Source organism: Ramlibacter aquaticus, from assembly GCF_015159745.1.
GTDB lineage: Bacteria > Pseudomonadota > Gammaproteobacteria > Burkholderiales > Burkholderiaceae_C > Ramlibacter > Ramlibacter aquaticus.
In genome coordinates, this window is the sequence record NZ_JADDOJ010000002.1 from 88,722 (window position 1) to 115,637 (window position 26,916).

Sequence of the window (26,916 nt, forward strand, 5' to 3'; positions counted from 1 at the left end):
TCATGGGACAATCGGGGGTTTCAGTGACCGGATGTTCCGGAGCCCTCCCTTGTCTGCCTCGCCCCTGACCGCCGAGACGCGGCGCCGCCGCACCTTTGCCATCATCTCCCACCCTGACGCGGGCAAGACCACGCTGACGGAAAAGCTGCTGCTGTTCTCCGGCGCGATCCAGATCGCGGGCTCGGTGAAGGCGCGCAAGGCCTCGCGCCACGCCACCTCCGACTGGATGGAGATCGAGAAGCAGCGCGGCATCTCTGTCGCCTCGTCCGTGATGCAGATGCTCTACCGCGAGCACGTCATCAACCTGCTGGACACGCCCGGCCACAAGGACTTCTCGGAAGACACCTACCGCGTGCTGACGGCGGTGGACTCGGCCCTGATGGTGATCGACGCGGCCAACGGCGTGGAAGCGCAGACGCGGCGCCTGATCGAGGTCTGCCGCCAGCGCAACACGCCCATCATCACCTTCGTCAACAAGATGGACCGCGAGGTGCGCGAGCCGCTGGAGCTGCTGGACGAGATCGAGCGCGAGCTGGGCATGCCCTGCGTACCCATGACCTGGCCGGTGGGCCAGGGCAAGGGCTTCGGCGGCATCATCAACCTGCGCACGAACGCCATGACGGTGTTCGAATCCGGCTCCGAGCGCCTGCCGCAGGATTTCGAGACCATCCCGCTGACCGACCGCGCGCGCCTCATCGAACGCTTCGGCGCCGAGTTCGAGAACGCCGAGCAGAGCATGGAGCTGGCCGTGGGCGCCTCGCCCGCCTGGGACCATGAAGCCTTCCTGGCCGGCAAGCAGACGCCGGTGTTCTTCGGCTCCGGCGTGAACAACTTCGGCGTGATGGAAGTGCTGGACGCCCTGGTGGACCTGGCGCCCTCGCCCGGCCCCCGCACCAGCCACCTGGTGGTGAACCGCCAGATGCAGGAAAAGGTGATCCAGCCCGACGACGGCGGTTTTTCCGGCGTGGTCTTCAAGGTGCAGGCCAACATGGACGCCAACCACCGCGACCGCATCGCCTTCGTGCGCATGGCCTCGGGCAAGTACACGCCGGGCATGAAGCTCAAGGTGCAGCGCACCGCCAAGGAGCTGCGGCCCACCTCGGTGGTCACCTTCCTGTCGCAGCGGCGCGAGGCGGTGGACGAGGCCTACGCCGGCGACATCATCGGCTTCACCACGCACGGCGGGGTGCAGCTGGGCGACACCATCACCGACGGCGCGGCGCTGCAGTTCACCGGCCTGCCCTTCTTCGCGCCCGAGTTGTTCATGACCGTGATCCTGAAGAACCCGCTGCGCACCAAGCAGCTGCAGCAGGGCCTGGCCCAGCTGGGCGAGGAAGGCGCGATCCAGGTCTTCCGGCCGGAGATCGGCGGTCCCATGCTGCTGGGCGCGGTGGGCCAGCTGCAGTTCGAGGTGGTGCAGCACCGCCTGAAGACCGAGTACGACGCCGACATCCGGCTGGAGGGCTGCCAGTACACCGGCGCCCGCTGGATCACGGCCGACACGCCGGCCGAGCTGCGCGCCTTCACCGACGCCTACCCGCAGCGCATGGCGCGTGACGCGGCCGACGCGCTGGCCTTCCTGTGCACCAGCCCCTACGACGTGCGGCTGGCGCAGGAGCGCTTCCCCAAGATCCACTTCCACCCGCTGCGCGAGCACGCGGGGCTGGCGCTGCACGGCGCGCAGTGAGGCCATGAGCGCCCCGGGGGCTGGCGAGGACGCGGCGGCTTGCGCGGCGCGGGCCGCGGGCCGGGCCGCGCAGGGCGAGGCCGATGCACGGGCCCTGCGCCCGCTGGCCACCTGGCCGGCGGCGGCCCGCGCCGGCCTGGTCGGCGTGTTCACCGACATCGACGACACGCTGACCACCGAGGGCGGGATTACGCCCGACGCGCTGGCCGCGCTCGCATCGCTCAAGGCGGCCGGCCTGCACCTGATCCCCATCACCGGCCGCCCGGTCGGCTGGAGCCAGCCCTTCGCCGCGGCCTGGCCGGTGGACGCCATCGTGGCCGAGAACGGCGCGGTGGCCCTGGTGCATGAAGGCCAGGGCCGGCTGCGCAAGCTCTACCAGCAGGGCGAGGCCGAGCGGCGCGAGAACTACGCCCGCATGCAGCAGGTCGCGCAGCGCATCCTGCGCGAGGTGCCGGGCGCCACGCTGGCACGCGACAGCGCCGGCCGCGAGACCGACATCGCGATCGACCATTCCGAGTTCACCCACCTGCCGCAGCCCGACATCGAGGCCGTGGTGGCGCGGATGCGCGAGGCCGGCATGAATGCGACGGTGAGTTCCATCCACATCAACGGCTGGTACGGCGCGCATGACAAGTGGCAGGGCGCGCGATGGATCGCGCGCGAACTGCTGGGCCTGGCGCTGGAAGACGACCTGCAGCGCTGGGCCTACGTGGGCGACTCCACCAACGACGAGCTGATGTTCCGCCACTTTCCGCACAGCCTGGGCGTGGCCAACATCCAGCGCTTCGCTTCGCAGCTGCAGCACCCGCCGGCCTACGTCACGCCAGCGGAGCGGGGCGCGGGTTTCGCGCAGGCGGCCGCAGCGATCCTGAGCGCCCGGCGCGGCGCGGCCTGAGGCAGGGCGGTCGGAAGCGGGGCTGCAGCGCAGCTCACGCGCCCGGAGTGGGGGAGGAGACAACACCGCTCACGCGCCCGGACCGCGACAGGGGCGACTCATTCCGCGGATGTCCCCCGCGTTGCCGCAAGCGGCAACGCTCCTCCTTGATTCCGCTCCATGAGCCGCCCCTGCCACGGTCCTGGAGACCTGGGCGATCGATCGTCTGGGGGCAGCCCGCAGCGCATCGTGCGTGAGTTTGGCTCACACCAGCAGAGTTGAACTGGAGCAGTACGTACGTGACCCAGCCCTGAGCTTGAAACGAGCTCCGCACGGCGGCGCGCCCGTGCTCGAGGAGCGGGATGGGGGTGGGCCACGCAGCGAAGTCAAGGAGGAGCCGCGCGCAGCGCGGCGGGGGACATGAGCGGAGTGGCCCACCCCCGTCCCGGTCCGGGCGACAGAAGAAACAGCCCTCTCGCGACAGAAGAGACCACCCCGTTCCGTTCAGAGCGACGGAAGGGCCTGTCCTGTAACGGTCCAGGCGACGGAAGGGGCGGCCCCCTCCAGCGCCTCGGAGCCGCAGCGCCTCAGCGCGCCAGCACCGGCGCCAGCGCCCTCCCCGTGTGCGTGCCCAGCAGCACCAGGTGCTCCGGCGTGCCGGCCGCCACCACCCGGCCGCCCGCGTTGCCGCCCTCGGGCCCCAGGTCGATCACCCAGTCGGCCTCGGCGATCACGTCCAGGTCGTGCTCGATGACGACCACGCTGTGGCCGCCGTCCACCAGCCGGTGCAGCACGCGCGCCAGCTTCTCCACGTCCGCCATGTGCAGGCCTACCGTGGGCTCGTCCAGCACGTACAGCGTGTGCGGCGGCTTCTGGCCGCGGCGCGTGACGTCGTCGCGCACCTTGGACAGCTCGGTCACCAGCTTGATGCGCTGCGCCTCGCCGCCCGAGAGCGTGGGCGAGGGCTGGCCCAGCGTCAGGTAGCCCAGCCCCACGTCCTTGAGCAGCTGCAGCGGGTGGCTGATGGAGGGCATCGCGCCGAAGAACTCCACCGCCTCGTCCACCTCCATCTGCAGGATGTCGCCGATGCTCTTGCCGCGCCAGGTCACGGCCAGGGTTTCGGGGTTGAAGCGCGCGCCGTGGCAGGACTCGCAAGGCACCTTCACGTCCGGCAGGAAGCTCATGCCGATGGTGCGCACGCCCTGCCCCTCGCAGCTGGGGCAGCGGCCCTCGCCGGTGTTGAAGGAGAACCGGGCCGGCCCGTAGCCGCGCGCCCGCGCCTCCAGCGTGTCGGCGAAGAGCTTGCGGATGGTGTCCCAGAAGCCGATGTAGGTCGCCGGGCAGGAGCGCGGCGTCTTGCCGATGGGGGTCTGGTCCACCTCCAGCACGCGGTCCACGGTCTGGTAGCCGTCCAGGCCGGTGCAACCGCTCCAGGCCGGGTGCTTGCCCTTGTCGTCGGCGTCGCGGCCGGCCTTGGTGCTGCGCTGCTGCACCGCGGCCTGCACGTTCGCCAGCAGCACGTCGCGCGCCAGCGTGGACTTGCCGGAGCCCGAGACCCCGGTCACCGCCACCAGGCGCTGCAGCGGCACCTCCACGTCCACCGCCTGCAGGTTGTGCAGGCTGGCGCCGCGCAACTGCAGTGCGGTGCCCGAGGGCACCGGCCGGCGCGCGGCCACCGGGTGGCGCATGGCGTGCAGCAGATAGCGGCCGGTGACCGACTCGTCCACGGCCGCCACCGCGGCCGCGTCGCCCTGGGCCACCACACGCCCGCCGCGCTTGCCCGCGCTGGGGCCGATGTCGATGATGTGGTCGGCGCGGCGGATGGTGTCCTCGTCGTGCTCCACCACCACCAGCGTGTTGCCCTTGTCGCCCAGCTTGTGCAGGGCGTCCAGCAGGATCTGGTTGTCGCGCGCATGCAGCCCGATGGTGGGCTCGTCCAGCACGTAGCACACGCCCTGCAGGTTGCTGCCCAGCTGCGCGGCCAGGCGGATGCGCTGCGCCTCGCCGCCGGAGAGCGTGGGCGCGCCACGGTCCAGCGTGAGGTAGCCCAGGCCCACCTCCTCCAGGAATTCCAGCCGGCTGCGGATCTCGGGGATCAGGTCGCGCGCGATGCCTTCCTCGCGCACGCTCAGCACGTTGCGGGCCTGCAGGCCCTGCACCCAGCCGCGCACCTCGCCCACCGACAGCGCCGCCACCTGGTGGATGCCGGTGCCGTCGAAGAGAACGTTGCGGGCCTGCGCGTTCAGGCGCGCGCCCTGGCAGGCCGGGCAGGGCTCGTCGCCGACCTCCTCCACCTCGGGCTCCTCGAAGCTCTGCTCGCGGCCCTTGTCGTCGGCGGCGAACAGGGTGTCGTCGTAGGCCTTGCGCTGTTCGCGCGTGAGCTTGACGCCGGTGCCCACGCAGTCCGGGCACCAGCCGTGCTTGCTGTTGTAGGAGAACAGGCGCGGGTCCAGCTCGGGGTAGCTGGTGCTGCACACCGGGCAGGCGCGCAGGGTGGAGAACACCTCCACGCGGCCCAGGTGGTGGTGCGGATCGCCGGCCGCCAGCGCGTCACGCAGGCCGTCCAGCGGCGCGAGCAGGTGCAGCACGCCCTTGCCGTGCTCCAGCGCCTCGGCCAGCTTGGCGCGCAGCAGCGCCTCGTTCGCGGGCGTCACGTCCAGGTCGCACACCGGCAGCTCGATGGTGTGTTCCTTGAAGCGGTCGATGCGCGGGAAGCCGGTGGTGGGCAGGAACTGCCCGTCCACGCGCAGGTGGGTGTAGCCGCGCGGCCGCGCCCAGTCGGCCAGTTCGGTGTAGACGCCCTTGCGGTTCACCACCAGCGGCGCCAGCAGGCCCACGTGCTGGCCGCGGTAGCGGCGCAGGATCTGGGCGGCGATGCTGTCCGGCGTCTGCGGCTTCACCGCGGCACCGTCGTGCACGCAGTGCTGCACGCCCATCTTCACGTACAGCAGGCGCAGGAAGTGCCAGACCTCGGTGGTGGTGCCCACTGTGGACTTGCGGCCGCCGCGCGAGAGGCGCTGCTCGATCGCCACGGTGGGCGGGATGCCGTACACCGCGTCCACCTCGGGCCGGCCGGCCGGCTGCACGATGCTGCGCGCGTAGGCGTTCAGCGACTCCAGGTAGCGGCGCTGGCCCTCGTTGAACAGGATGTCGAAGGCCAGCGTGGACTTGCCCGAACCCGAGACGCCGGTGATCACGCTGAAGCGGTTGTGCGGGATCTCGACCGACAGCGACTTGAGGTTGTGCTCGCGCGCGTTGACGATCTGGATCGCCTGCGGCGGCTCGGGCCGCCGGGCGGGCGCGGCGTAGGCCGCCAGGGGCTCGCCCACGCCCAGCGTGGTGTCGTACTCGCGCAGCGCCAGGGCGGTGTGCGAGCTGGCGTGCTGCCGCACCTCCTCCGGCGGGCCCTCGGCCACCACCAGCCCGCCGGCGTCGCCGCCCTCGGGACCCAGGTCGATCAGCCAGTCGGCCGCGCGGATCACGTCCAGGTTGTGCTCGATGACGATCAGCGAGTTGCCCGCCTCCAGCAGCTTGCGCAGCGCGCGCATCAGCTTGGCGATGTCGTCGAAGTGCAGGCCGGTGGTGGGCTCGTCGAAGAGGAACAGCACGCCGCGCGTGGCGGTGGGCTGGCGCGAGCCGGTGGCGGCCTTGGCCGCCTGGGCCAGGAAGCCCGCCAGCTTCAGGCGCTGCGACTCGCCGCCCGAGAGCGTGGGCACCGGCTGGCCCAGTTTCACGTACTCCAGCCCCACGTCCACGATGGGCTGCAGCGCGCGTATCACCTCGCGGTCGCCCGCGAACAGCAGCGCCGCCTCGCTCACGGTGAGCTCCAGCACGTCGGCCACGCTCATCACGCGCGGCCGGGGCGTGCCCACCGGCTGGCGCTCGATGGTCACCTCCAGGATCTCGGGCCGGTAGCGCCGGCCGTCGCAGTCCGGGCAGCGCAGGTAGACGTCGGAGAGGAACTGCATTTCCACGTGCTCGAAGCCCGAGCCGCCGCAGGTGGGGCAGCGGCCGTCGCCGGAGTTGAAGCTGAACTTGGCGGCGGTGTAGCCGCGCTGGCGGGCCAGCGGCGCGGTGGCGAAGATCTCGCGGATCGCGTCCCAGGCGCCCACGTAGCTGACCGGGTTGGAGCGCGCCGTCTTGCCGATAGGCGACTGGTCCACGAACACCACGTCGCTCAGGTGGTCTGCGCCCAGCAGGCGCGCATGCGCGCCCGGCGCCTCGGTGGCCTTGCCGAAGTAGCGCATCAGCGCCGGCGCCAGGATGTCCTGCACCAGGGTGGACTTGCCCGAGCCCGAGACGCCGGTGACGCAGACCATGCGCTGCAGCGGGAACTCGACGGACACGTCCTGCAGGTTGTGCTCGCGCGCGCCCTCCAGGATCAGCCGGGGCGTGGCGTCGGTGACCGCGCGCTTGAAGCCCATGCCCACGTGCTTGCGCGCGCCCAGGTAGGCGCCGGTGAGCGTGTCGGCCGCGCGCAGGTCCTGCACCGTGCCGTCGAACACGATGTCGCCGCCGCGCTCGCCGGGGCCGGGGCCCATGTCGATCACGCGATCGGCGGCCACCATCACGGCCGGGTCGTGCTCCACCACCACCAGGGTGTTGCCGGCGTCGCGCAGCCGGTGCATGGCCTGCGTGATGCGGCCCATGTCGCGCGGGTGCAGGCCGATGCTGGGCTCGTCCAGCACGAAGAGCGTGTTCACCAGCGAGGTGCCCAGCGCCGTGGTGAGGTTGATGCGCTGCACCTCGCCGCCCGACAGCGTGCGGCTCTGCCGGTCCAGCGTGAGGTAGCCGATGCCCACGTCGACCAGGTAGCGCAGGCGGGTGTTGATCTCCTCGAACAGGAGCTTGAGCGCCTGCAGGTCACCGCCGCCGGCGTGCGCCTCGGCCGTGGGCTCCACGCGCGAGAAGAAATCACGCAGCCGGGCGATGGGCAGCAGCATCAGGTCGTGCAGCGTGAGGCCGGGCAGCGACTCCAGCTGCGCGCGCGACCACTGCACGCCCACCGGCATGAAGCGCCGGGCCGGCGGCAGCGCGGCGTCCGCGTCCTCGCGGGTGCCTATGCGCCAGAGCAGGCTCTCCAGCTTCAGCCGGGCGCCGCCGCAGGTCTCGCAGGGCGTGTAGCTGCGGTACTTGGACAGCAGCACGCGGATGTGCATCTTGTAGGACTTGCTCTCCAGGTACTTGAAGAAGCGCTTGATGCCGTACCACTGCTTGTTCCAGTTGCCTTCCTTGAAGTTGGGCGCACCGTCCAGCACCCAGGCCTTCTGCTCGGGCGTCAGCTTGTTCCAGGCGGTGTCGCGCGGGATGCCGGCGGATTCGGCATGGCGCATCAGGTCGTCCTGGGCCTCGGCCCAGGCGGGGGTCTGGATCGGCTTGATGGCGCCGGCCCGCAGCGTGAGCTTGTCGTTGGGGATCACCAGCCCCCAGTCCACGCCGATCACCCGGCCGAAGCCACGGCAGGCCTCGCAGGCGCCCACCGCCGAGTTGAACGAGAACATGGACGGGATCGGGTCCGCGTAGCGGATGTCGCTCTCCGGGCAGTGCAGGCCGGTGGAGAACTTCCAGGCCTCGTAGTCCTCGCTGTCCGGCTTCTGCGCATAGACCGCGAGCCGGCCGGAGCCGCGCTTGAGCGCCACCTCGATGGCCTCGATGGCGCGCGCCTTCTCGGTGCCCTGCAGGCGGAAGCGGTCGGCCACCACGTCCAGCACCTTGCGCGGCCCGGTCGGCGTGGCCACCTCGCGCTCGGCCTGCACGCGGGTGAAGCCGCTGGCCGCCAGCCACTGCTGCACTTCCTCGGCGCTGGTGCCGCCGGGCAGTTCCACCGGGAAAGTGACGACCAGGCGCGGGTCGGCGGCGGCGGTGCGCCGCATCAGCTCGGCGTAGATGGTTTCCGGCGTGTCGTGCCGCACCGGGCGGGCCGTTTCGCGGTCGAACAGCTGCGCGGAGCGCGCGAACAGGAGCTTCAGGTGGTCGTTCAGCTCCGTCATGGTGCCCACGGTGGAGCGCGAGGAGCGGACCGGGTTGGTCTGGTCGATCGCGATCGCGGGCGGCACGCCCTCGACCCGGTCCACCGCCGGCTTGTCCATGCGGTCCAGGAACTGGCGGGCGTAGGCGGAGAAGGTCTCCACGTACCGGCGCTGGCCTTCGGCGTACAGGGTGTCGAACACCAGGCTGGACTTGCCCGAGCCGCTGGGGCCGGTCACCACCGTCAGCTCGCCGGTGCGCAGGTCCACGTCGAGGTTCTTCAGGTTGTGCTGGCGCGCACCCCGGATACGGATCAATCCCTGTGTCATTGTGGCCTTCGGTGGTCGGGGCAAACATTCTAGGGAAGCGCCCCTGACAGTTCGCGCCATGGGGTCTTGCCAGGCGCCAAGTATTTTTCACGCCCCTCAGGCCGGCCGGCAGACGGGCTCTCTGACCCTCTGCTGACCGGACGCCAACAGGAACTGACGCGCAACTGATACGGGGCTTACAGACTAGGGTGCAACCCGAGGCCCGCGTTCAGCATGGCAAAACAATGTGCGTTCGCGTGCACCCCGGCCCGCTTTTTCGCCCGCGACGCCCTCGCGCGCGGCGCGGCCCCGCCGTCGCACCGAGTAAGCAGGCGGTCAGTCCCCCTCCACAGAATCGCGCGCAAGCCGGGCGCCTTCGCGCCCGGGGAACAGCCTTCACAGGGCGAGACAGGAGACAGAGCATGAACGACCCGGTGGTCGAGCGGATTCAGGCGAATCCCAAGTACAAGGAACTGCGCGAGAAGCGCAACAAGCTCGGCTGGACGCTGGCGGTGCTGATGCTGGTGGTCTATTACGGCTACATCGCGCTGATCGCCTTCGACAAGTCCTTCCTGGCGCAGCCGATCGGCGCCGGCGTGACCACGCTGGGCATCCCGATCGGCATGGGCGTGATCGTGTTCACGGTCGTCATCACCGCCATCTACGTGCGCAAGGCCAACAGCGAGTACGACACGCTGACCGCCGAGATCCTGAAGGAGGCCTCCAAGTGAGCCGCACGCTGAAGAACACCCTGGCCGCGCTGGCGGCCCTGGCGGCCACCGGCGCGGCCCTCGCGGCGGGCGCCGACGTGGGCCAGGCGGCCAAGCAGGCCACCAACTGGACGGCCATCGCCATGTTCGGCGGCTTCGTGATCCTCACCCTGTGGATCACCAAGTGGGCGGCCTCGCGCACCAAGTCCGCGGCCGACTTCTACACCGCCGGCGGCGGTATCACCGGCTTCCAGAACGGCCTGGCGATCGCGGGCGACTACATGTCGGCGGCGTCCTTCCTGGGCATCTCGGCGGCCGTGATGGCCACGGGCTACGACGGCCTGATCTACTCCATCGGCTTCCTGGTCGGCTGGCCGGTCATCACCTTCCTGATGGCCGAACGCCTGCGCAACCTGGGCAAGTTCACCTTCGCCGACGTGGCCGGCTACCGCTTCCAGCAGACCCCGATCCGCGGCTTCGCGGCCGCCGGCACGCTGGTGGTGGTCGCCTTCTACCTGATCGCGCAGATGGTGGGCGCGGGCCAGCTGATCAAGCTGCTGTTCGGCCTGGACTACTGGATGGCCGTGGTCATCGTGGGCGCGCTCATGATGGTCTACGTGCTGTTCGGCGGCATGACCGCCACCACCTGGGTGCAGATCATCAAGGCCATCATGCTGCTGGCCGGCGTGAGCTTCATGGCCTTCATGGTGCTGGCGCAGTTCGGCTTCAGCCCCGAGGCGCTGTTCGCCAAGGCGGTGCAGGTGCGCACGGCCATCGAGGCCAACGGCGGCAAGTCGCCCGAGGCGGCGGCCAAGGCCGGCCTGTCCATCATGGGCCCGGGCGGCTTCGTGAAGGACCCGATCTCCGCCATCAGCTTCGGCATGGCGCTGATGTTCGGCACCGCCGGCCTGCCCCACATCCTGATGCGCTTCTTCACCGTGCCGGATGCGAAGGAAGCGCGCAAGTCGGTGCTGTGGGCGACGACCTGGATCGGCTACTTCTACGTGCTGATCTTCATCATCGGCTTCGGCGCGATCACCCTGGTGCTGACCAACCCCGAGCTGTCCGACGTCGCCAAGGGCGTGATCAAGGGCGGCGCCGGCACGGCCAACATGGCCGCGGTGCTGGTGGCCAAGACCGTGGGCGGCGACGTGTTCTACGGCTTCATCTCGGCCGTGGCCTTCGCCACCATCCTGGCGGTGGTCGCCGGCCTGACGCTCTCGGGCGCCTCGGCCGTGTCGCACGACCTGTACGCCACGGTGATCAAGAAGGGCAAGGCCGACACCGCCAGCGAACTCAAGGTCTCGCGCATCACCACCATCGCGCTGGGCGTGGTCGCGGTGCTGCTGGGCATCGTGTTCGAGAAGCAGAACATCGCCTTCATGGTCTCGCTGGCCTTCGCCATCGCGGCCTCGGCGAACTTCCCGGTGCTGTTCCTCTCCGTGCTCTGGAAGGACTGCACCACCAAGGGCGCGGTGATCGGCGGCTTCCTGGGCCTGGTGTCCTCGGTGGGCCTGACCATCGTGTCGCCCTCGGTGTGGGAAGCCACGCTGGGCAACCCCAAGGGCTCGGCGCTGTTCCCCTACACCTCGCCCGCCCTGTTCTCCATGGCGATCGGCTTCGTCGGCATCTGGCTCTTCTCGGTGCTGGACCGCAGCCCGCAGGCGCAGAAGGAACGCGCGGCCTTCGCGGCCCAGCGCGTGCGTTCGGAGACCGGCCTGGGCGCCTCCGGCGCGTCGGGCCACTGAACCTGACAACCGCGGCGCCCAGCGCCGCCGCCACCGGCCGGGCCCGCGGGCCCGGCTTTTTTTTTCCTGCCCTGGACGGCCCTCGGGCTCGCGCGGCGGCTACGGGGTGCCGAGGTAGGGCTGGATGACCTGGCGCAGGCGCGCGGCCGGCGTGCCGGGCGGAAAGAAGCCCAGGTACTTGCCCTCGCGATCCATCAGGTAGATGAAGGCCGAGTGGTCGACGGCGTCACCGGCGCGCCGGGGCCGGGCGACCGTGCGGTAGTAGACGCGGTAGGCCGAGGCGACCTGGTCGATCTGGCGCGCCGTGCCCGTCAGGCCCAGCAGGCGGGGGTGGAAGTGCGGCACATACTGGGCCAGCCGCGCGGGGGTGTCGTGCGCGGGGTCCAGCGTGATGAAGATCGGCTGCACGTCCTCGCCGGCCGGCCCGAGCTGCTGCAAGGCCGTGGCGATCTGCTGCAGGTCCCCCGGGCAGACGTCGGCACAGGCCGTGAAGCCGAAGTACACCAGCATGAGCCGGCCACGGAAGTCCGCGTCGGTGCGGCGCCGGCCCTGTTGATCCGTGAGCGCGAACGGGCCGCCGATGGTTTCGCGGTTCCACATGATGGCGTCCATCAGCTCGGCCGCCGAACGCCGGCCGGGCGCATGGGCCAGGGTGGACGAGGCCGCCAGCGCCAGGACGAGCGCCAGCAGGCCCGGACGCGCCGCGGCCGCCGCGCTCATCAGGCGCCGAAGGTGATGCGGCCGCCGGTGGTCGACAGCAGCAGGTTGCCCGGCATCTGGGCACGCGCTTCCTGCACGAAGTTCAGGCCGCTGCAATGCATGGGGATCACCACGTCGGGCTGCAGCTTGCGGATCTCGGCGACCACCTGCACCAGGTAGTCCTGGGGCGCCGGGCCCAGGTGGAAGCCGCCCACGATGGCGTGCACCTTCTCCACGCCGGAGACCGCCTGGGCCTGCCGCACCGTGTTGACGATGCCGACGTGGCCGCAGCTGCTGATGACCACCAGGCCCCGGTCCTTGACGTGGTAGCAGGTGGCGTGCTCGTGGATGTGCTCGTCGGGAACGATCTTGCCCGCCATCTCGGCGGGCAGGTAGTGCGAGCTGTCGCAGCCCAGGCCGTCCTTCATGCCGAACTCGACCAGGGTCTGCGGCAGCACCTTCTCAATGCTGTTGCGCTGGATGCGCCCCGTGGTGAACGCGTGGCCGCCGATGACCGCCGGGGTTTCGGCCAGCACCGTGGTGATCCGGCGGGCGGCCAGTTCACGCCGGTCCAGGGTGCCGAAGTCGGTGAACTGGCCCGGCGTGGCGGTGCGTGCCACGCGGTGGCAGAAGTTGTCCTCGCCGCCGGCGTAGAGCTTCATGTCCGCCGGCAGCTTGTCGCGGTACCGGTCCAGGAAGCCCATCAGGCCGCCGAAGTGGTCGAAGTGCCCGTGGCTGATGATGAGGGCGTCCAGCCGGGCCGGGTCCACGCCCAGCAACTCCATGTTGTTGGCGAGGACTTCCGGCGTGTAGCCGTAGTCCAGCATGAAGCTGCGCATCTCGCTGCCACGCTGCGACTCCAGCCAGAGGGACAGGCCCCACTCGTTGTGCAGGGAGCGGCGGTAGTCGCCCTGGGGCCGCGATGGCGCGAAGGCCACCCCGTGCACCTGGGTGGGCCGCAGGAAGATGTCGAAGCTGCTGTCCACCAGGACCTTGATCGCCAGTTTGTCCACCACCGGGACGTCCAGGCTGGCCGCGCTCGCGGAGCGCCCGGGGACCAGGCTGCCGAACAGGGCCGCCCCGCCCAGGCAGCAGGAGGTCTTCAGGAAGTTGCGCCGTGCATTGGAACCCACCATGGCCTTCTCCTCATTGTTGAGCGGCAGGCTAGCAGTTTTCGCCCGGGCCGCACAGTCCCGCCGGGCGGCCTGGCCGACGGCCCGGGGTCCTGCCCCCGCCACGCGCCGCAGCGCCCGCCCCGGGCTCAGTCGCGCAGCGCGACCTCGCCCTCGATCTCGACCGGGATGCGGAACGGCAGCTCGGCCAGGCCGACCGCGCTGCGCGCGTGCGCGCCGCGCTCCGGGCCGAACACCTCCAGGATCAGGTCGCTGAAGCCGTTGATCACGGCCGGCTGGCGGTTGAACCCGGGCGCCGAATTGACCATGCCGAAGACACGGACCCAGCCGGCGATGCGGTCCAGGCTGCCCAGCTCGCGCTTCAGGCTGCCCAGGATGGCGAGGCCTGTGAGCCGGGCTGCGTGGTAGGCCTGCTCCTCGCTGACCTCCGCGCCGACCTTGCCCAGCGGCTGCGCGATGTTGCCCTCGGCGTCCGTGGGCCCGTGGCCGGAGATGAGGGCGCGCGAGCCCAGAACGCGCACCCAGGGGAACTGCAGCTTCAGGCCGGGCGGCATCTTCAGCGGCTGGGGCAGTTGCAGGCCGAGCGCGGCCAGCCGCGCGTCGATGGTGTCCATGGCATTTCCTCCTGTGGGTGGGGTCGCCGCGACCGCGGCAGCCCCGGGCATCAATCCGCCGAGCAGCGCGGCCCCGCCCAGGCCGCAGGACGTCCGCAGGAAGCCACGGCGTGCGTTGAAATCCAGCATCTGGAACTCCCCCTCTTGTTGCCGGGCAGGCTACAGCAACCGCCCACCGGTGCAAAGCCGCCGGGCCGCTGGCGCATCCCGCGTTCACGGGATTGCATGCCAAGGCCGCGGGGGGCCCTCAGGGCAGCTGCAGCAACTGCCGCAGCTTGATGAAGGCCAGGGCGGCCATCACCGCGTCGTTGAGCGCGTCGTGCGCCTCGCGCTCGGGCAGGCCCAGGTCCTGCATCAGGGTGGAAAAGCGCAGGTCCAGGTCGACCCGCACCTGCTGCTCGGCGGCGGGCAGCTGGCTGAACTTCCACTCGTAGTACAGGCGCGAGACCTCGATGCGCGGCTGCGGCAGGCCCATGCCCAGGAGGGGAAACACGGCCCGGTCCAGCATGGCGAGGTCGAACTCCAGGTAGTAGCCGACCAGGGGCCGGCTGCCGATGAAGTGCATCAGGCGCCGCACCGCCTCGTCCACCGGCAGGCCCTGGGCCACGTCCTGCTCGCGCAGCCGGTGCACGCGCACGCTTTCGGCCGAGACGCCCCGCTCGGGCCGCACCAGCAGTTCCAGGCGCTCGCTGGTGAGGATGCGGTTGCCGGCGATGCGCACCGCGCCGATGGAGATGATCTCGTCGCTGCGCACGTTCAGCCCCGTGGTCTCGCAGTCCAGCGCCACCCATTCGCCGGGCGGCGGCGCATCGAACATGAAGCGGAACTCGGGCAGGCCCAGGTGGTAGAGCAGCCACTCGCGGCGCAGGGCCTGCCACCAGCGGGTGGGCAGCGCGGGCGGCTTCACGACACCAGGTCCAGCCGGAAGCGCTGGCGCAGCAGGCCGCGGAAGCGGCGCACCACCTCCAGCGTGTCCTTGAGCAGGTCGCGGTCCAGCGAGCCCAGGCTGGCGAGCTCGATCGCGCCGCTGACCGGCTGGCCGCGGTCCAGTTCGGCCAGGCCCGCCTTCAGGCGCAGGCCCATGAAGAAATGCAGGCTGTCGGTGAGTTCGTGGCCCAGCGCCGCGGGCAGCTGCCCGGCCGCGGCCAGCCGCGCGATGCGCGCGGCCGTGCCGGTCTCGCGAACGCCGTGGGCGAAGGCGAGCGCGCGCACCCCGTGCACCAGCGGGAACAGGCCCTCCTTCTTCAGGTCCAGCCGCCCCTCGCCCTCGCCGCCCAGCGAGAACAGCCGGCCCAGCCAGCCGGCCGCCGGGGCGAAGCTGTCGATGGCGGCGGCGAAGCGCGCCAGGACCAGGTCGTTGTCGGCCGAGAGCTGGAACAGGCTGTCGCGCACCGCGTCCAGCAGCTTCGCGTCGCCGCCCACGGCGTGCGCGTCCATGAAGATGGCGAGCTTCATCAGGCTGTCGGGCGTGGGCATGAGCAGCCATTCCCGCGCCTGGCGCGAGAAGGCGGCCACGTCGCCGCGCCACGCGGGGTTGTTCTCCATGACGCGCCCCGGGCAGGGCGGGTAGCCGAAATCGGCCAGCACCTGCGAGAAGCGGTCGCAGGTCGCCTGCAGGTCCGCTGGCGGCAGGTAGCCCTCGCGCAGCACCAGCGCGTTGTCCTGGTCGGTCTTGAGCAGCTGTTCACCCCGGCCCTCGCTGCCCATGACGAACAGGCAGCTGTGGGCCACCAGGTCCGGGCCGGCCACCAGCTGCCAGGCGCGCTCGAACAGGCGCGCGTTCAGGCCCTGCACCAGCTGGGCGATCAGCGCCACCTTGGTGCCGCCCCGCTCCAGCAGCGCGATCAGCTTCGTGATCTGCGAAGCCGCCTGCGACAGGCCCTGCAGGTCCGTGGCGTCCTCGATGCGCACCGAGATCAGGTGCGAGTGGTTGGACAGGAAGCTGAACAGGTCCAGCGCCTCCAGCACGCCACGGATCTCCTCGCCCTCCATGACCACCACGCGGTGCACGCGCCGCCTGAGCATCAGCGCCATCGCGTCGCCCAGCTGGTCGCCGGGGCGCACCGTGATGAGCTGGAAGTTGGACAGCTCACCCACCGGCAGCCGGTCCAGCGGCCGGCCGTCCAGGATGGCGCGCTGCAGGGCGGTGGCGGTGAAGATGCCCAGCCGCGGCGGCTCGCTGGCGCGGTCGCGCACCAGCACGTTGGAGCTGCGGTGCTGCTGGAAGATGCGCACCACCGACAGGATGTCGGTCGTCGCATCGACGAACTGCGGCGGCCGCAGGTAGGCCTCGTCCACGCGCGACAGCGTGAGCGACTGCATCTCGCGCCCGTCCTGGCGCTGGGCGATGGCACTGAGCTTGTGGCCCAGGTCGGAGAAGAGCAAGGCGCCGAAGGTGGCGTTGGAGGCGATCAGGCTGCTCACCGTGGCCTGCGCGAGCTGGTAGGCCACCACCTCCTCGGCGGCGACGAAGCGGTGGCTCACGCGGCCGGCCACCAGGCCGCGGCCGTCGAAGGTGTCGTCGGGGCCGTAGGTGGCGACCAGCTCCTCGCCGTCGTGCTGGGTGACGCGACCCTTGATGACGACGAAGAGGTGGGTGGGCCGGGCGCCCACGTCCAGGATGAGCTCGCCGGCGCGGAAGTAGGCGATGTCCACGCTGTCACGCACCAGCCGGCGCTCCTGCGGCTGCAGGCAGTCGAAGGGCGAGGCGGCGAAATTGAAGGCGTTGGGCATCTGGGGCAGTCGCTGCCCGCCGATTCAGCGCCGGATGCCTTGCACCACGCTTGCAGCGCCGTCCCAGTGGGTGTCGAACCAGGGGTCGCCCTGCAGGGCGGCCCGCAGCATGGGCAGGCTGTCGAAGCCCCAGAAGACACGGCCGTCGGCGACCAGGGCGGGCACGCCGAACACGCCGGCGGCGATGGCCGCCTCGGTGTTGGCGCGCAGCTCGGCCTTCACCTCGTCGCCATCGGGGTCCCGGGCCGGGGCCAGCCGTGCGCGCAGGGCCGCCAGGCGCGCGGGGTCGGCCGCGTCGGCGCCGCCGTGCCACACGTGGCGGAATACGGTCTCGGCCACATGCCGGTTCACCAGGCCGTCGCGGCCGCAGGCCAGCGCCAGGCGCAGCAGCGGCAAGGGGTTGAAGGGATGGGCCGCGGGCATCTGGATGTCGATGCCGTTCGCATGGCCCAGCCAGAGCACCTGGCGGTAGGTCCACTCGCGCTTGCCGGGAATCTCGGCCGGGCCCAGCTGGCCGCCGTGCTTGAGCATGGCGGCGAACAGCACCGGCCGGTAGTCGACCGCGTGGCTGATGCCCTGCAGGGCCTGCGGCAGGTGTTCGAACGCGAGGTGCGCGTACGGGGAGATGAAGTCCAGGTGGAAAGTGAGGGTCTTCACGCGCGCTCCCCGGCCTGCGCGATGCGCTGGCCGATCTGCGTCCAGACCTCGCGCCGGGCGTCCTCGCCGAGGGTGGACCAGCTCGCGATCTCGTCCAGGGTGCGCAGGCAGCCCTGGCAGTAGCGGTTGTCGGCGTCCATGCGGCACAGCGAGATGCACGGCGAGGGCACGGCCGCCACCTCATCCCCGAGGACGCGGCGGGCCTGCCGGGCGAGGGCGTGGTGTGCGCTCATGACGCGGCCACCGGAGGCTGCACCACGTCCGCCACGGGCGCACCCGTGAGCTGTTCCAGGTCGGCCGGCTTCAGGCGGAAGACGCCGTGCGGGTGGCCGGCCGCGGCCCAGATCTCGTCGAAGCGGTAGAGCTCGCGGTCGATCAGCGTCACCGGCGGCTGCGCATGGCCCACGGGCGACACGCCGCCGATGGAAAAGCCGGTGCGCGACTTCACGAACTCGGCATCGGCGCGGCCCAGCTTGCCGACCAGCGCCTCCACCTTCTTCTCGTCCACCCGGCGGTCGCCCGAGGTGACGACCAGCACCGCGACCTCGTCGGCCTTGCGCCGGAAGATGATGCTCTTGGCGATCTGCCCCAGCGCCACGCCCAGCGCGTCGGCCGCCTGCCGCGCGGTGCGCGCCGCATCGTCCAGCATCACCGGCCGGTGCGGGTGGCCGGCCGCCTCCAGGAGCCGCGCGACGCGCTGCACGCCTTCGGGCAGGGCGGTGAGTTCAGCGCCGCACATCACGCAGCCTCCTTGCCGAGGAACAGGGCTGGCGACACGCCGAAGCGCTGTGCCAGCGCGCGGATCTGCCGCAGGTTGAGTTCACGGCGCCCGCGCAGGATTTCAGAGACCACCCCCTGCGAGCCCACCTCGGGCAGGTCGCCCTGCTTCAGCCCATGGGCTTGCATCAGGTGCAGAAGAATCTCGGCGGGCGTCGCGGCGGCCATGGCATGGTGGGCCTCGTCATAGTCGGCCACCAGTTCGCCCAGCGTCGCGGCCAAGTTGGCCAGCGGATGGGACTCCTGGGCGGCGCCGGCGTCGAGCAGGGCGTTGAGGGCTTGCACGGCGGCTTCGTAATCGCTCATGGACCGGATGGGGCGCAACGGCACGTGCTTCTCGATCGCAGCCACATGGCGGCCCAGTTCAGCGGCCGTCCGGCTGTCAATCACGGCTTCCACAGGTCGTACTCCTTGTGCGTGAACACGTGGCGGATGAACACCATCTGGCGGTTGAAATGAAGGGCTGCAACCACGCGCACCTTGTTCCCGCCTACATTGAACACATGGTAATCGCCCACCCGATCCACTGAATTGAAGCTGCGGCGCAAGGCCGCGAAGTTGGGATAGCTGCCCGACTGGAGGATCTGTCGCCAGGCCTGGAGCGCAGCATGCGCCTCGGGATGCGCGGATGCAAAGTCCACCAGGGCCCGGTTCGAGATCACCCGCATCCGGCCATGCTATCTCAAAGTGAGATTATGGCACTTTGCGCTCTTACCCCGCCCGCTTGTTCAGGATCGCCGTCGCCGCGCGCGAATTCGGCTTGCGGCCCAGGCGTTCGCTGATGTACTGGCCGGCGTCGACCAGCTTGTCCAGGTCGATGCCGGTCTCTATGCCCATGCCGTGCAGCATGTAGACCACGTCTTCCGTGGCCACGTTGCCAGTCGCGCCCTTGGCGTAGGGGCAGCCGCCCAGGCCGGCGACCGAGGTGTCGTACTGCCACACGCCCATCTGCAGCGCGGCCAGGGTGTTGGCCAGGGCCTGGCCGTAGGTGTCGTGGAAATGGCCGGAGATGTCGGCCAGCGTGTAGTGGCGCAGGGCGGCCTCCAGCGCGCGCTGCACCTTCAGCGGCGTGCCCACGCCGATGGTGTCGGCCACGCCGATGTGCTGCACGCCAATCTCCTTCATGAGCCGCGCCAGGAGTTCGACCCGCTCGGGCGCCACATCGCCCTCGTAGGGGCAGCCCACCGCGCAGGAGATCGCGCCGCGCACGTAGACGCCCGCCGCGCGGGCCGCCGCCACCACGGGCGCGAAGCGCTCCATGCTCTCGGCGATGGAGCAGTTGATGTTGCGCTGGCTGAAGGCCTCGCTGGCCGCGCCGAAGACCACGACCTCGTCCGGTCTGGAGGGCAGCGCCGCTTCCAGGCCCTTCATGTTGGGCGTGAGCACCGAATAGCGCACGCCGGGCTGGCGCTGGATCGCGGCCATCACCTCGGCGTTGTCCGCCATCTGCGGCACCCACTTGGGCGAGACGAAGCTGGTGACCTCGATCTCCTTCAGCCCGGCCTCCTGCAGCCGGTGCACCAGGCCGACCTTGGCCTCGGCGGGCACGGGCTGCTTCTCGTTCTGCAGGCCGTCGCGCGGGCCCACGTCGACGAGCTTGACGCGAGAGGGAATGTTCATGGGGCTCCTAGTATCCGCGCTTCGTCTCGACCACACCGGCGATGGGCTCTCCACGCTCCAGCGCCTGCAGCTTGGCCGCGACCTGGACAATGGTGGCTTCGCGCAGCGTGCGGGCCGAGGTGTGCGGCGTGACGGTGATGCGCGGGTGGGTCCAGAACGGGTGGCCGGCCGGCAGCGGCTCGGTGCGGAACACGTCCAGCGCCGCCCCGGCCATCTGGCCGCTGTCCAGCAGGGCCAGCAGGTCGGCCTCCACCAGGTGCGCGCCGCGCGCCACGTTGATGAGGAAGGCGCCCGGCAGCAGGCGCGAGAGCGTGCGCTGGTTGAGGATGTTCTCGGTCTCCGAGGTCAGCGGCAGCAGGCAGACCAGCACCCGCGTGCCGGCCAGGAAGGCGTCCAGCTGGTCCGCGCCGGCGAAGCATTCCACGCCCGGCAGCGCCCTGGGCGAGCGGCTCCAGCCGCGCACCGGGAACTCGAACTGCTGCACCGCCTGCGCGACGCGCGCGCCCAGCACGCCCAGGCCCATGATGCCGACCGGGCACTCAGCACGATCGCGCGGCTTGCGGTACGACCAGGTGCCGGCCTCGATGTCACGCTCGTAGGCGTCCAGCTCGCGGAAATGGCGGATCAGCGCATGGCAGACGAACTCGGCCATCTGCACCGCCATGCCGGCGTCGTCCAGCCGCACCACCTGCAGGCCGGGCGGCAGCGCCAGGCGCAGCAGCGCGTCCACGCCCGCCCCCAGGTTGAACAGCGCCTTGAGCCCGGGCTGCTCGTCGATGAAGGCCTGCGGCGGCGCCCAGACCACGCCGTAGTCGGCCGGCGGCGCGCCCGGCTGCCACTCCAGCACCTCGGCCCCGGGCAGGGCCTCGCGCAGCCCGGCCAGCCAGGGCGCGGCCTTCATGCCCGTGGCGGAGAAAACGATACGCATGGGCTTATTGTGCCGTTGCGCCCGCGCTGGCGAGCTTGAGCAGCTCCGCCCCCTCCGCGACCTGGTCGCCCGGGGCGTAGAGCAGCTCGGCCACCACCCCGTCGCCCGGCGCGGCGATGGTGTGCTCCATCTTCATGGCCTCCATCACGGCCAGGGCCTGGCCCTTCTTCACCGTGTCGCCCGCCTTCACCGCGAAGGACAGCACCTTGCCCGGCATGGGCGCGGTGAGCCGCCCGCCCTCGCTCGCGCCTTCGCCCGCATGGGCCAGCAGGTCGATCGCGGTGATCACCGCCGCGCCCTGCGGCGTGAACACGTGGTCGACCTCGCCGAAGCGGTCGACCCGGGCGTTGAAGCGCTCGCCGTCGAACTCGATCGCGAGGCCGTCCGGCGCCGCCTCGAAGGCGAGCAGGCCTTCGCGCCCGTCCACGCGCAGGTGCAGCGCGCCGTCGTGCAGGCAGGCCAGCTCGGCCGCGGCACGCTCGCCCGCGAATTCGAACTCGAAGCGGCGCGTCGTGACGCCGTGCGAGCGCCAGCCGTCACGGCGGCTGAAGGGGTCGGCGCCGGCCTGCAGGCGCTCGTCCCGCAGCGCGGCGGCGATGGCGGCCGCGGCGGCGCGCGCCAGCGACACCGGCTGCTGGTTGAACAGCGCCGCCTCCTCGCGCGGAATGAGCGCCGTGTCCAGGTCGGCCTGGGCGAAGGAGCGGCTGCGCACCACATGGCGCAGGAACTGCACGTTGTTGGCCACGCCCACGATCTGCACCTGCGCCAGCGCGGCGTCCAGCCGGGCCAGGGCCTGCTCGCGCGTGGCGCCGTGCACGATGAGCTTGGCGATCATGGAGTCGTAGAAGGGCGAGATGGTGTCGCCCTCGCCGAAGCCCGCGTCCAGCCGCACCGGCGCGGCGTGCAGGCCCGGCTCGCCCTGGGCGTTGCGCCGGAAGGCCACGTGCGCCGGCCAGCGCGCCACCGCCAGGCGGCCGGTGGCGGGCAGGAAGTTGTTGTCGGGGTTTTCGGCGCAGATGCGGGCCTCGATCGCGTGGCCGTGGATGTGCAGTTCGTCCTGCCTCTTCGGCAGCGGCTCGCCCGCGGCCACGCGCAGCTGCCACTCCACCAGGTCCAGGCCGGTGATGGCCTCGGTCACCGGGTGCTCCACCTGCAGGCGGGTGTTCATCTCCATGAAGAAGAACTGCATGCCGCCCTCGCGCTGCTCGACGATGAACTCGACGGTGCCGGCGCCCACGTAGTTCACGGCCCGGGCCGCCGCCACCGCCGCTTCGCCCATCTCGCGCCGCAGCGCCTCTGTCATGCCGGGCGCGGGCGCTTCCTCCAGCACCTTCTGGTGGCGCCGCTGCACCGAGCAGTCGCGCTCGAAGAGCCAGACGCAGTTGCCGTGGGTGTCGCCGAAGACCTGGATCTCGATGTGGCGCGGCCGCTGCACGTAGCGCTCGATCAGCACCGCCGCATCGCCGAAGCTGTTCTGCGCCTCGCGCTGGCAGGAGGCGAGCGCGTCGTCGAACAGCGCCTCGCTCTCCACCGCGCGCATGCCCTTGCCGCCGCCGCCCGCGCTGGCCTTGATGAGCACCGGGTAGCCGATGCGGGCCGCTTCGCGCCGCAGCAGGGCCGGGTCCTGCTCGCGGCCGTGGTAGCCGGGCACCAGCGGCACGCCGGCCTTCTCCATCAGCTGCTTGGACTCGGCCTTCAGCCCCATGGCCTGGATCGCCGAGGGCGGCGGGCCGATGAACACCAGGCCCGCTTCCTGGCAGGCCTGCGCGAACTCCTCGTTCTCGCTGAGGAAGCCGTAGCCGGGGTGGATCGCCTGCGCACCCGTGCGCTTCGCCGCCTCGATGATGCGCTCCCAGCGCAGGTAGCTGTCGCGCGGCGCGCTGCCGCCGATGGCCACCGCCTCGTCGCAGGCCCGCACGTGGCGCGCGCGGGCGTCGGCCTCGGAGTACACGGCGACCGTGCGGATGCCCAGGCGGCGCGCCGTGGCGGCGACCCGGCAGGCGATTTCACCGCGGTTGGCGATCAGGATCTTCTGGAACATGGGCTCCTCGCTCCGTTTTTTCTTCTCATCAGGAATGCCCCGGCGGCGCCTCGGGCAGGCCCCGCCCGGCCATGAAGCCGGACAGGCGCCGCGCCACCGCGCGCAGGAACTTGAACAACAGCACCATCAGCAGCACCGACAGCGCCAGCACGCCCACCAGGGCGATCGCGAACAGCATCGGGTGCGTGGCGGACAGCCACAGCATGCCGGCCACCAGCCCGTCCTCGGCCAGCGAGACCGCGAGGTTGGAGAAGGGCTCCGGCGAGGTGTTGACCGCCGCCCGCGTGGTGAGCTTGGCGGCATGGCTGGTGGCGGCCAGGCCGCCGCCCAGCAGGGCGCCGACCCAGGCCATGGTGGTCCCGTCCGCACCCAGCGCACCGGCCGCCAGGGCCGCGCCGGCGGGGATGCGGATCAGCGTGTGCACCGTGTCCCAGACCGTGTCCACATAGGGAATCTTGTCGGCGAAGAACTCGACGAAGGCCATGAAGCCGGCGACACCCAGCACCACCGGGCTGGCGAGCACGTGCAGCCCGGGCGGCAAGGGGACCAGGCCGAAATGGCCGGCCATCCCCAGCGCGAACACCGCCAGGTAGAGCCGGATGCCGCTGGCCCAGCCCAGCGCCGCCGCCAGCGCGAGCAGCTGGGGCGGGTTGGCGAGGCCGTTGAGCGCGTCCATGGTCTTCGAGATGCCTAGTCGGCCAGCCAGCTCGGCTTGCGCTTGCCCAGGAAGGACTGGATGCCCTCGCGGCCTTCGTCCGACACACGGATGTCGGCGATGCCCTGCACCGTGCGGGCGATGAGTTTGGGCTCGATCTCGCGCCCGGCCACGTCCTGCACCAGCGCCTTGCTGGCCTTCACCGCCTGCGGGCCGGCCTGCACCAGCGCCTGCGCGATGCCGTCCACGGCGGCGTCCAGCGCCTCGGCCGCCACCAGCTCGTGCACCAGCCCGATGCGGTGCGCCTCGCTGGCCGAAAAGCGCTCGGCCGTGAGGAACCAGCGGTGCGCGGCGCGCGCGCCCATGGCGCGGATCACGTAGGGGCTGATGGTGGCCGGGATCAGGCCCAGCTTCGTCTCCGACAGGCAGTAGGTGGCCGTGTCCGCGGACACGGCGATGTCGCAGGCCGCCACCAGCCCGGTGCCGCCCGCGTACACGTCGCCCTGCACCCGCGCGATGGTGGGCTTGGGGCAGCGGTAGAGCACGCGCAGCATCTCGGCCAGCGCCGCCGCGTCCTCCACGTTCTGCGCGTGGGTGTAGCCGGCCATGCGCTTCATCCAGTTCAGGTCGGCGCCGGCGCAGAAGGCGGTGCCCGCGGCGGCCAGCACGATGCAGCGCACGTCCTCGCGCTGGCCCAGGTCGGTGAAGGCGTGCGTCAGCTCGGCGATCACCTCGTCGTTGAAGGCGTTGCGCACTTCCGGGCGGTTGAGCGTGACGGTGGCGACCGCGCCACGGGTGCTGAGGATGAGGTGGTTCATGGCGTGCCCTTCCTCAGTAGCGCTTGGCCACTTCCTCCAGCATGACCTCGGTCGCACCCCCGCCGATGGCCAGCACGCGCGCATCGCGCCACAGCCGTTCCACCGGCGTCTCGCGCATGTAGCCCATGCCGCCGTGGAACTGCTGGCAGGCCTGCAGCACCTCGTTGACCAGCTCGCCGGTGAGCGCCTTGAGCATGGACACATCCTGCACGATGTCGTGGCCCTGGTCGACGCGCCATGCACAGTGATACATGAATTGCCGCGCGGCCCGCACCTTGGCGTCCAGCATGGAGATGCGCTGGCGGATGGTCTGCTGGTTCCAGAGCGGGCCGCCGAAGGCCTGGCGGGTGCGCACGTAGTCCAGCGTGAGCTCGAGCGCGCGCTGGCAGTGGCCCACCGCCATCGCGCCCAGGGCGATGCGCTCGGTCTGGAAGTTCTTCATCACCGAATAGAAGCCCTTGCCCTCCTCGCCCAGCAGGTTGGCGGCGGGGATGCGCACGTTGTCGAACACCAGCTCGGCCGTGTCCGACGAGAGCCAGCCCGTCTTCTTGAGCGCGCGGCCCACGCTGAAGCCGGGCGTGCCCTTCTCGACGATGAACATGGAGACCTCGCGCTTGCCGGGGCCGGTCTTGGCGGCGACGAAGTACAGGTCGGCGTGCACGCCGTTGGTGATGTAGAGCTTGGTGCCGTTGAGCACCCAGTGGTCGCCGTCGCGCTTCGCCTGGGTGCGTATGCCCGCCACGTCGGAGCCGGCGCCCGGCTCGGAGATGCCCACCGCGGTGATGAGATCGCCACGGATGACCTTGCGCAGGTATTTGTCCTTCTGCGCCGCGTTGCCCGCGTGGTGCAGGTGCGGGCTGGCCATGTCGGTGTGCACCAGCACCGTGATGATGAAGCCGCCGAAGGTGGACTGCGACAAGGCCTCGGCAAAGACCAGGTTGGTCAGCGCGTCGCCCTCGGCGCCGCCGTACTGCGACTCGTACATCAGCCCGAACAGCCCGGCCTCGCCCATTCGCCGCAGCACCTCGCGCGGCACCATGCCCTGCTCTTCCCAGGCGGCGGCGTGCGGCTCGACCTCGCGGGCGATGAATTTCGCCACCTGGTCGCGCAGGACCTGGTGCTCGGGCGTGTCGTAGATCGTGGGATACAGCATCAGGTTCTCCAGGAATTCACATGCGGAAGACGCCGAACTTCGGCTCGCCGATGGGCGCGTTCATCGCCGCCGACAGGCCCAGCGACAGCACCCGGCGGGTGTCGGCCGGGTCGATCACGCCGTCGTCCCAGAGGCGGGCGCTGGCGTAGTAGGGGTGCGACTGGTGGGCGAACTGGTCCAGCAGCGGCTGCTTGAACGCGGCCTCTTCCTCGGCGCTCCATTGGCCGCCCTTGGCCTCGATGCCGTCGCGCTTGACCGTGGCCAGCACGCTGGCGGCCTGCTCGCCGCCCATGACGGAGATGCGGGCGTTGGGCCACATCCAGAGGAAGCGCGGCGAGTAGGCGCGGCCGCACATGCCGTAGTTGCCGGCGCCGAAGCTGCCGCCGATGATGATGGTGAACTTGGGCACGCTGGCGGTGGCCACGGCCGTCACCATCTTGGCGCCGTGGCGGGCGATGCCCTCGCTCTCGTACTTCTTGCCGACCATGAAGCCGGTGATGTTCTGCAGGAAGATGAGCGGCACCTTGCGCTGGCAGCACAGTTCGATGAAGTGGGCACCCTTCTGCGCCGACTCGCTGTAGAGGATGCCGTTGTTGCCGATGATGCCCACCGGCATGCCCTCGATGTGGGCGAAGCCGCAGACCAGCGTGGTCGAGGCGCCGCCGGGCGTGCCGCCCCAGCGCGGCTTGAACTCGTGGAACTCCGAGCCGTCCACGATGCGGGCGATGACCTCGCGCACGTCGTAGGGCTTGCGCGCGTCGGTGGGCACCACGCCGTAGATCTCCCGGGCGTCGTAGAGCGGGGGGCGCGGCGCGCGCAGTTCCACCGGCGGCACCTTGGGCTTGTTGAGCGTGGCCACGGCCTGCCGCGCCAGCGCCAGCGCGTGCAGGTCGTTCTGCGCCAGGTGGTCGGCCACACCGGACAGCCGGGTGTGCACGTCGCCGCCGCCCAGTTCCTCGGCCGTCACGATCTCGCCGGTGGCGGCCTTCACCAGCGGCGGGCCGCCCAGGAAGATGGTGCCCTGGTTCTTGACGATGATGGTCTCGTCGCTCATGGCCGGCACGTAGGCGCCGCCGGCGGTGCAGGAGCCCATCACCACCGCGATCTGCGCGATGCCGTTGGCGCTCATGTTGGCCTGGTTGTAGAAGATGCGGCCGAAGTGCTCGCGATCGGGGAAGACGTCGTCCTGGTTGGGCAGGTTGGCGCCCCCGGAATCGACGAGGTAGATGCAGGGCAGGCGGTTCTGCATCGCGATCTCCTGCGCCCGCAGGTGCTTCTTCACCGTCATCGGGTAGTAGGTGCCGCCCTTCACCGTGGCGTCGTTGCACACCACCATGCAGTCGATGCCGCTCACGCGGCCGATGCCGGCGATCACGCCCGCGCAGGGCGCGTCGCCCTTGTACATGCCGTGCGCGGCCAGCGGCGCCAGTTCCAGGAAGGGCGTGCCCGGGTCCAGCAGGCGCTGCACCCGCTCGCGCGGCAGCAGCTTGCCGCGCGCGGTGTGCTTGGCGCGCGCCGCCTCGCCGCCGCCGGCCTCGGCCTTGCGCACCTGCTCGGCCAGGTCGTCGACCAGGGCCTGCATGGCCTGCGCATTGGCCTGGAAGTCGGCGGATCGCGTGTTCAGCTGCGTCTGCAGGATGGGCATGGGATGTTCTTTCTCGTCGCTGTGGCGGCCATGATGCGGCCCTGCCGCCAGCATAGGAATCGGGATGCGCCCGGGCCTGCCAAGGAGGTTGCAAAAGCTGCCACGCAACGGCAGACTCGCGCCATGCCCCGCCGCGCTGCCGCCCGCCC

At 70.9% G+C, this 26,916-nt stretch carries 22 protein-coding genes; 4 read left to right on the top strand and 18 right to left on the bottom strand.

Going from position 1 to position 26,916, the window contains the following annotated elements:
• Positions 1-49 precede the first annotated feature (49 nt).
• Positions 50-1,687 (top strand): peptide chain release factor 3, encoded by a 1,638-nt coding sequence (locus IM725_RS01050; RefSeq protein ID WP_227753477.1) that lies wholly within the window; start codon positions 50-52, stop codon positions 1,685-1,687.
• 94 nt (positions 1,688-1,781) lie between these two features.
• Positions 1,782-2,582, top strand: a complete 801-nt coding sequence (locus IM725_RS01055; protein ID WP_193778728.1) for an HAD-IIB family hydrolase — start codon at positions 1,782-1,784, stop codon at positions 2,580-2,582.
• Between the two features lie 566 nt (positions 2,583-3,148).
• Here the strand turns inward: IM725_RS01055 and uvrA are convergent.
• On the bottom strand, positions 3,149-8,857 hold the full coding sequence (uvrA, locus tag IM725_RS01060) for an excinuclease ABC subunit UvrA (protein WP_193778704.1): 5,709 nt from the start codon (positions 8,855-8,857) through the stop codon (positions 3,149-3,151).
• A gap of 401 nt (positions 8,858-9,258) precedes the next feature.
• Here uvrA and IM725_RS01065 point away from each other — a divergent pair, with 401 nt between their 5' ends.
• The gene (locus tag IM725_RS01065; protein ID WP_193778705.1) at positions 9,259-9,567 is read left to right on the top strand and encodes a DUF485 domain-containing protein; all 309 of its coding nucleotides are present in this window, start codon (positions 9,259-9,261) and stop codon (positions 9,565-9,567) included.
• Positions 9,564-11,294 carry a cation acetate symporter gene (locus IM725_RS01070; protein ID WP_193778706.1) on the top strand — a complete coding sequence of 577 codons (1,731 nt, stop codon included), beginning with the start codon at positions 9,564-9,566 and terminating at the stop codon, positions 11,292-11,294. The genes IM725_RS01065 and IM725_RS01070 overlap by 4 nt, the downstream gene beginning before the upstream one ends.
• Before the next feature lie 99 nt (positions 11,295-11,393).
• Here the strand turns inward: IM725_RS01070 and IM725_RS01075 are convergent, their stop codons facing one another.
• From IM725_RS01075 to IM725_RS01155, 17 genes are all read right to left on the bottom strand, one after another.
• The gene (locus IM725_RS01075; protein ID WP_193778707.1) at positions 11,394-12,014 is read right to left on the bottom strand and encodes an SCO family protein; all 621 of its coding nucleotides are present in this window, start codon (positions 12,012-12,014) and stop codon (positions 11,394-11,396) included.
• Positions 12,014-13,129 (bottom strand): MBL fold metallo-hydrolase, encoded by a 1,116-nt coding sequence (locus IM725_RS01080; RefSeq protein ID WP_193778708.1) that lies wholly within the window; start codon positions 13,127-13,129, stop codon positions 12,014-12,016. Before IM725_RS01080 ends, IM725_RS01075 begins: the two co-directional genes overlap by 1 nt.
• Positions 13,130-13,254: 125 nt before the next feature.
• Positions 13,255-13,740, bottom strand: coding sequence for a RidA family protein (locus tag IM725_RS01085; protein ID WP_193778709.1), 486 nt, complete (start codon positions 13,738-13,740; stop codon positions 13,255-13,257).
• A gap of 247 nt (positions 13,741-13,987) precedes the next feature.
• Positions 13,988-14,647, bottom strand: coding sequence for a 3'-5' exonuclease (locus IM725_RS01090; protein WP_407692492.1), 660 nt, complete (start codon positions 14,645-14,647; stop codon positions 13,988-13,990).
• Positions 14,644-16,473, bottom strand: a complete 1,830-nt coding sequence (locus IM725_RS01095) for a putative nucleotidyltransferase substrate binding domain-containing protein (protein WP_193778710.1) — start codon at positions 16,471-16,473, stop codon at positions 14,644-14,646. The genes IM725_RS01090 and IM725_RS01095 overlap by 4 nt, the downstream gene beginning before the upstream one ends.
• A 24-nt stretch (positions 16,474-16,497) precedes the next feature.
• Positions 16,498-17,130, bottom strand: a complete 633-nt coding sequence (locus IM725_RS01100) for a 2-hydroxychromene-2-carboxylate isomerase (RefSeq protein WP_193778711.1) — start codon at positions 17,128-17,130, stop codon at positions 16,498-16,500.
• Positions 17,127-17,363 carry a DUF1289 domain-containing protein gene (locus IM725_RS01105; protein ID WP_193778712.1) on the bottom strand — a complete coding sequence of 79 codons (237 nt, stop codon included), beginning with the start codon at positions 17,361-17,363 and terminating at the stop codon, positions 17,127-17,129. Before IM725_RS01105 ends, IM725_RS01100 begins: the two co-directional genes overlap by 4 nt.
• Positions 17,360-17,869 carry a YbaK/EbsC family protein gene (locus IM725_RS01110; protein ID WP_193778713.1) on the bottom strand — a complete coding sequence of 170 codons (510 nt, stop codon included), beginning with the start codon at positions 17,867-17,869 and terminating at the stop codon, positions 17,360-17,362. Before IM725_RS01110 ends, IM725_RS01105 begins: the two co-directional genes overlap by 4 nt.
• Positions 17,869-18,306: a helix-turn-helix domain-containing protein gene (locus IM725_RS01115; protein ID WP_193778714.1), complete on the bottom strand. Its 438-nt coding sequence runs from the start codon at positions 18,304-18,306 to the stop codon at positions 17,869-17,871. The genes IM725_RS01110 and IM725_RS01115 overlap by 1 nt, the downstream gene beginning before the upstream one ends.
• On the bottom strand, positions 18,294-18,575 hold the full coding sequence (locus tag IM725_RS01120; RefSeq protein WP_193778715.1) for a type II toxin-antitoxin system HigB family toxin: 282 nt from the start codon (positions 18,573-18,575) through the stop codon (positions 18,294-18,296). Before IM725_RS01120 ends, IM725_RS01115 begins: the two co-directional genes overlap by 13 nt.
• Positions 18,576-18,618: 43 nt before the next feature.
• Positions 18,619-19,527 (bottom strand): hydroxymethylglutaryl-CoA lyase, encoded by a 909-nt coding sequence (locus IM725_RS01125; protein ID WP_193778716.1) that lies wholly within the window; start codon positions 19,525-19,527, stop codon positions 18,619-18,621.
• A 7-nt stretch (positions 19,528-19,534) separates the two neighbouring features.
• Positions 19,535-20,455, bottom strand: a complete 921-nt coding sequence (locus tag IM725_RS01130; RefSeq protein ID WP_193778717.1) for a 2-hydroxyacid dehydrogenase — start codon at positions 20,453-20,455, stop codon at positions 19,535-19,537.
• A 4-nt stretch (positions 20,456-20,459) separates the two neighbouring features.
• On the bottom strand, positions 20,460-22,496 hold the full coding sequence (locus IM725_RS01135; RefSeq protein WP_193778718.1) for an acetyl/propionyl/methylcrotonyl-CoA carboxylase subunit alpha: 2,037 nt from the start codon (positions 22,494-22,496) through the stop codon (positions 20,460-20,462).
• 28 nt (positions 22,497-22,524) lie between these two features.
• Positions 22,525-23,172 (bottom strand): DUF4126 domain-containing protein, encoded by a 648-nt coding sequence (locus IM725_RS01140; protein ID WP_193778719.1) that lies wholly within the window; start codon positions 23,170-23,172, stop codon positions 22,525-22,527.
• A gap of 14 nt (positions 23,173-23,186) precedes the next feature.
• Positions 23,187-23,969, bottom strand: coding sequence for an enoyl-CoA hydratase/isomerase family protein (locus tag IM725_RS01145; protein WP_193778720.1), 783 nt, complete (start codon positions 23,967-23,969; stop codon positions 23,187-23,189).
• Positions 23,970-23,982: 13 nt separating this feature from the next.
• Positions 23,983-25,122, bottom strand: coding sequence for an acyl-CoA dehydrogenase family protein (locus IM725_RS01150; protein ID WP_193778721.1), 1,140 nt, complete (start codon positions 25,120-25,122; stop codon positions 23,983-23,985).
• 16 nt (positions 25,123-25,138) lie between these two features.
• Positions 25,139-26,767 (bottom strand): carboxyl transferase domain-containing protein, encoded by a 1,629-nt coding sequence (locus IM725_RS01155; RefSeq protein WP_193778722.1) that lies wholly within the window; start codon positions 26,765-26,767, stop codon positions 25,139-25,141.
• Positions 26,768-26,916: the final 149 nt, after the last annotated feature.

Bases quoted from the DNA above. Each gene is read 5' to 3' on its own strand.
- uvrA (WP_193778704.1), bottom strand. From the start codon at position 8,857: ATGACACAGGGATTGATCCGTATCCGGGGTGCGCGCCAGCACAACCTG.
- IM725_RS01065 (WP_193778705.1), top strand. From the start codon at position 9,259: ATGAACGACCCGGTGGTCGAGCGGATTCAGGCGAATCCCAAGTACAAG.
- IM725_RS01075 (WP_193778707.1), bottom strand. From the start codon at position 12,014: ATGAGCGCGGCGGCCGCGGCGCGTCCGGGCCTGCTGGCGCTCGTCCTG.
- IM725_RS01080 (WP_193778708.1), bottom strand. From the start codon at position 13,129: ATGGTGGGTTCCAATGCACGGCGCAACTTCCTGAAGACCTCCTGCTGC.
- IM725_RS01085 (WP_193778709.1), bottom strand. From the start codon at position 13,740: ATGGACACCATCGACGCGCGGCTGGCCGCGCTCGGCCTGCAACTGCCC.
- IM725_RS01095 (WP_193778710.1), bottom strand. From the start codon at position 16,473: ATGCCCAACGCCTTCAATTTCGCCGCCTCGCCCTTCGACTGCCTGCAG.
- IM725_RS01105 (WP_193778712.1), bottom strand. From the start codon at position 17,363: ATGAGCGCACACCACGCCCTCGCCCGGCAGGCCCGCCGCGTCCTCGGG.
- IM725_RS01110 (WP_193778713.1), bottom strand. From the start codon at position 17,869: ATGTGCGGCGCTGAACTCACCGCCCTGCCCGAAGGCGTGCAGCGCGTC.
- IM725_RS01120 (WP_193778715.1), bottom strand. From the start codon at position 18,575: ATGCGGGTGATCTCGAACCGGGCCCTGGTGGACTTTGCATCCGCGCAT.
- IM725_RS01125 (WP_193778716.1), bottom strand. From the start codon at position 19,527: ATGAACATTCCCTCTCGCGTCAAGCTCGTCGACGTGGGCCCGCGCGAC.
- IM725_RS01130 (WP_193778717.1), bottom strand. From the start codon at position 20,455: ATGCGTATCGTTTTCTCCGCCACGGGCATGAAGGCCGCGCCCTGGCTG.
- IM725_RS01135 (WP_193778718.1), bottom strand. From the start codon at position 22,496: ATGTTCCAGAAGATCCTGATCGCCAACCGCGGTGAAATCGCCTGCCGG.
- IM725_RS01140 (WP_193778719.1), bottom strand. From the start codon at position 23,172: ATGGACGCGCTCAACGGCCTCGCCAACCCGCCCCAGCTGCTCGCGCTG.
- IM725_RS01145 (WP_193778720.1), bottom strand. From the start codon at position 23,969: ATGAACCACCTCATCCTCAGCACCCGTGGCGCGGTCGCCACCGTCACG.
- IM725_RS01150 (WP_193778721.1), bottom strand. From the start codon at position 25,122: ATGCTGTATCCCACGATCTACGACACGCCCGAGCACCAGGTCCTGCGC.
- IM725_RS01155 (WP_193778722.1), bottom strand. From the start codon at position 26,767: ATGCCCATCCTGCAGACGCAGCTGAACACGCGATCCGCCGACTTCCAG.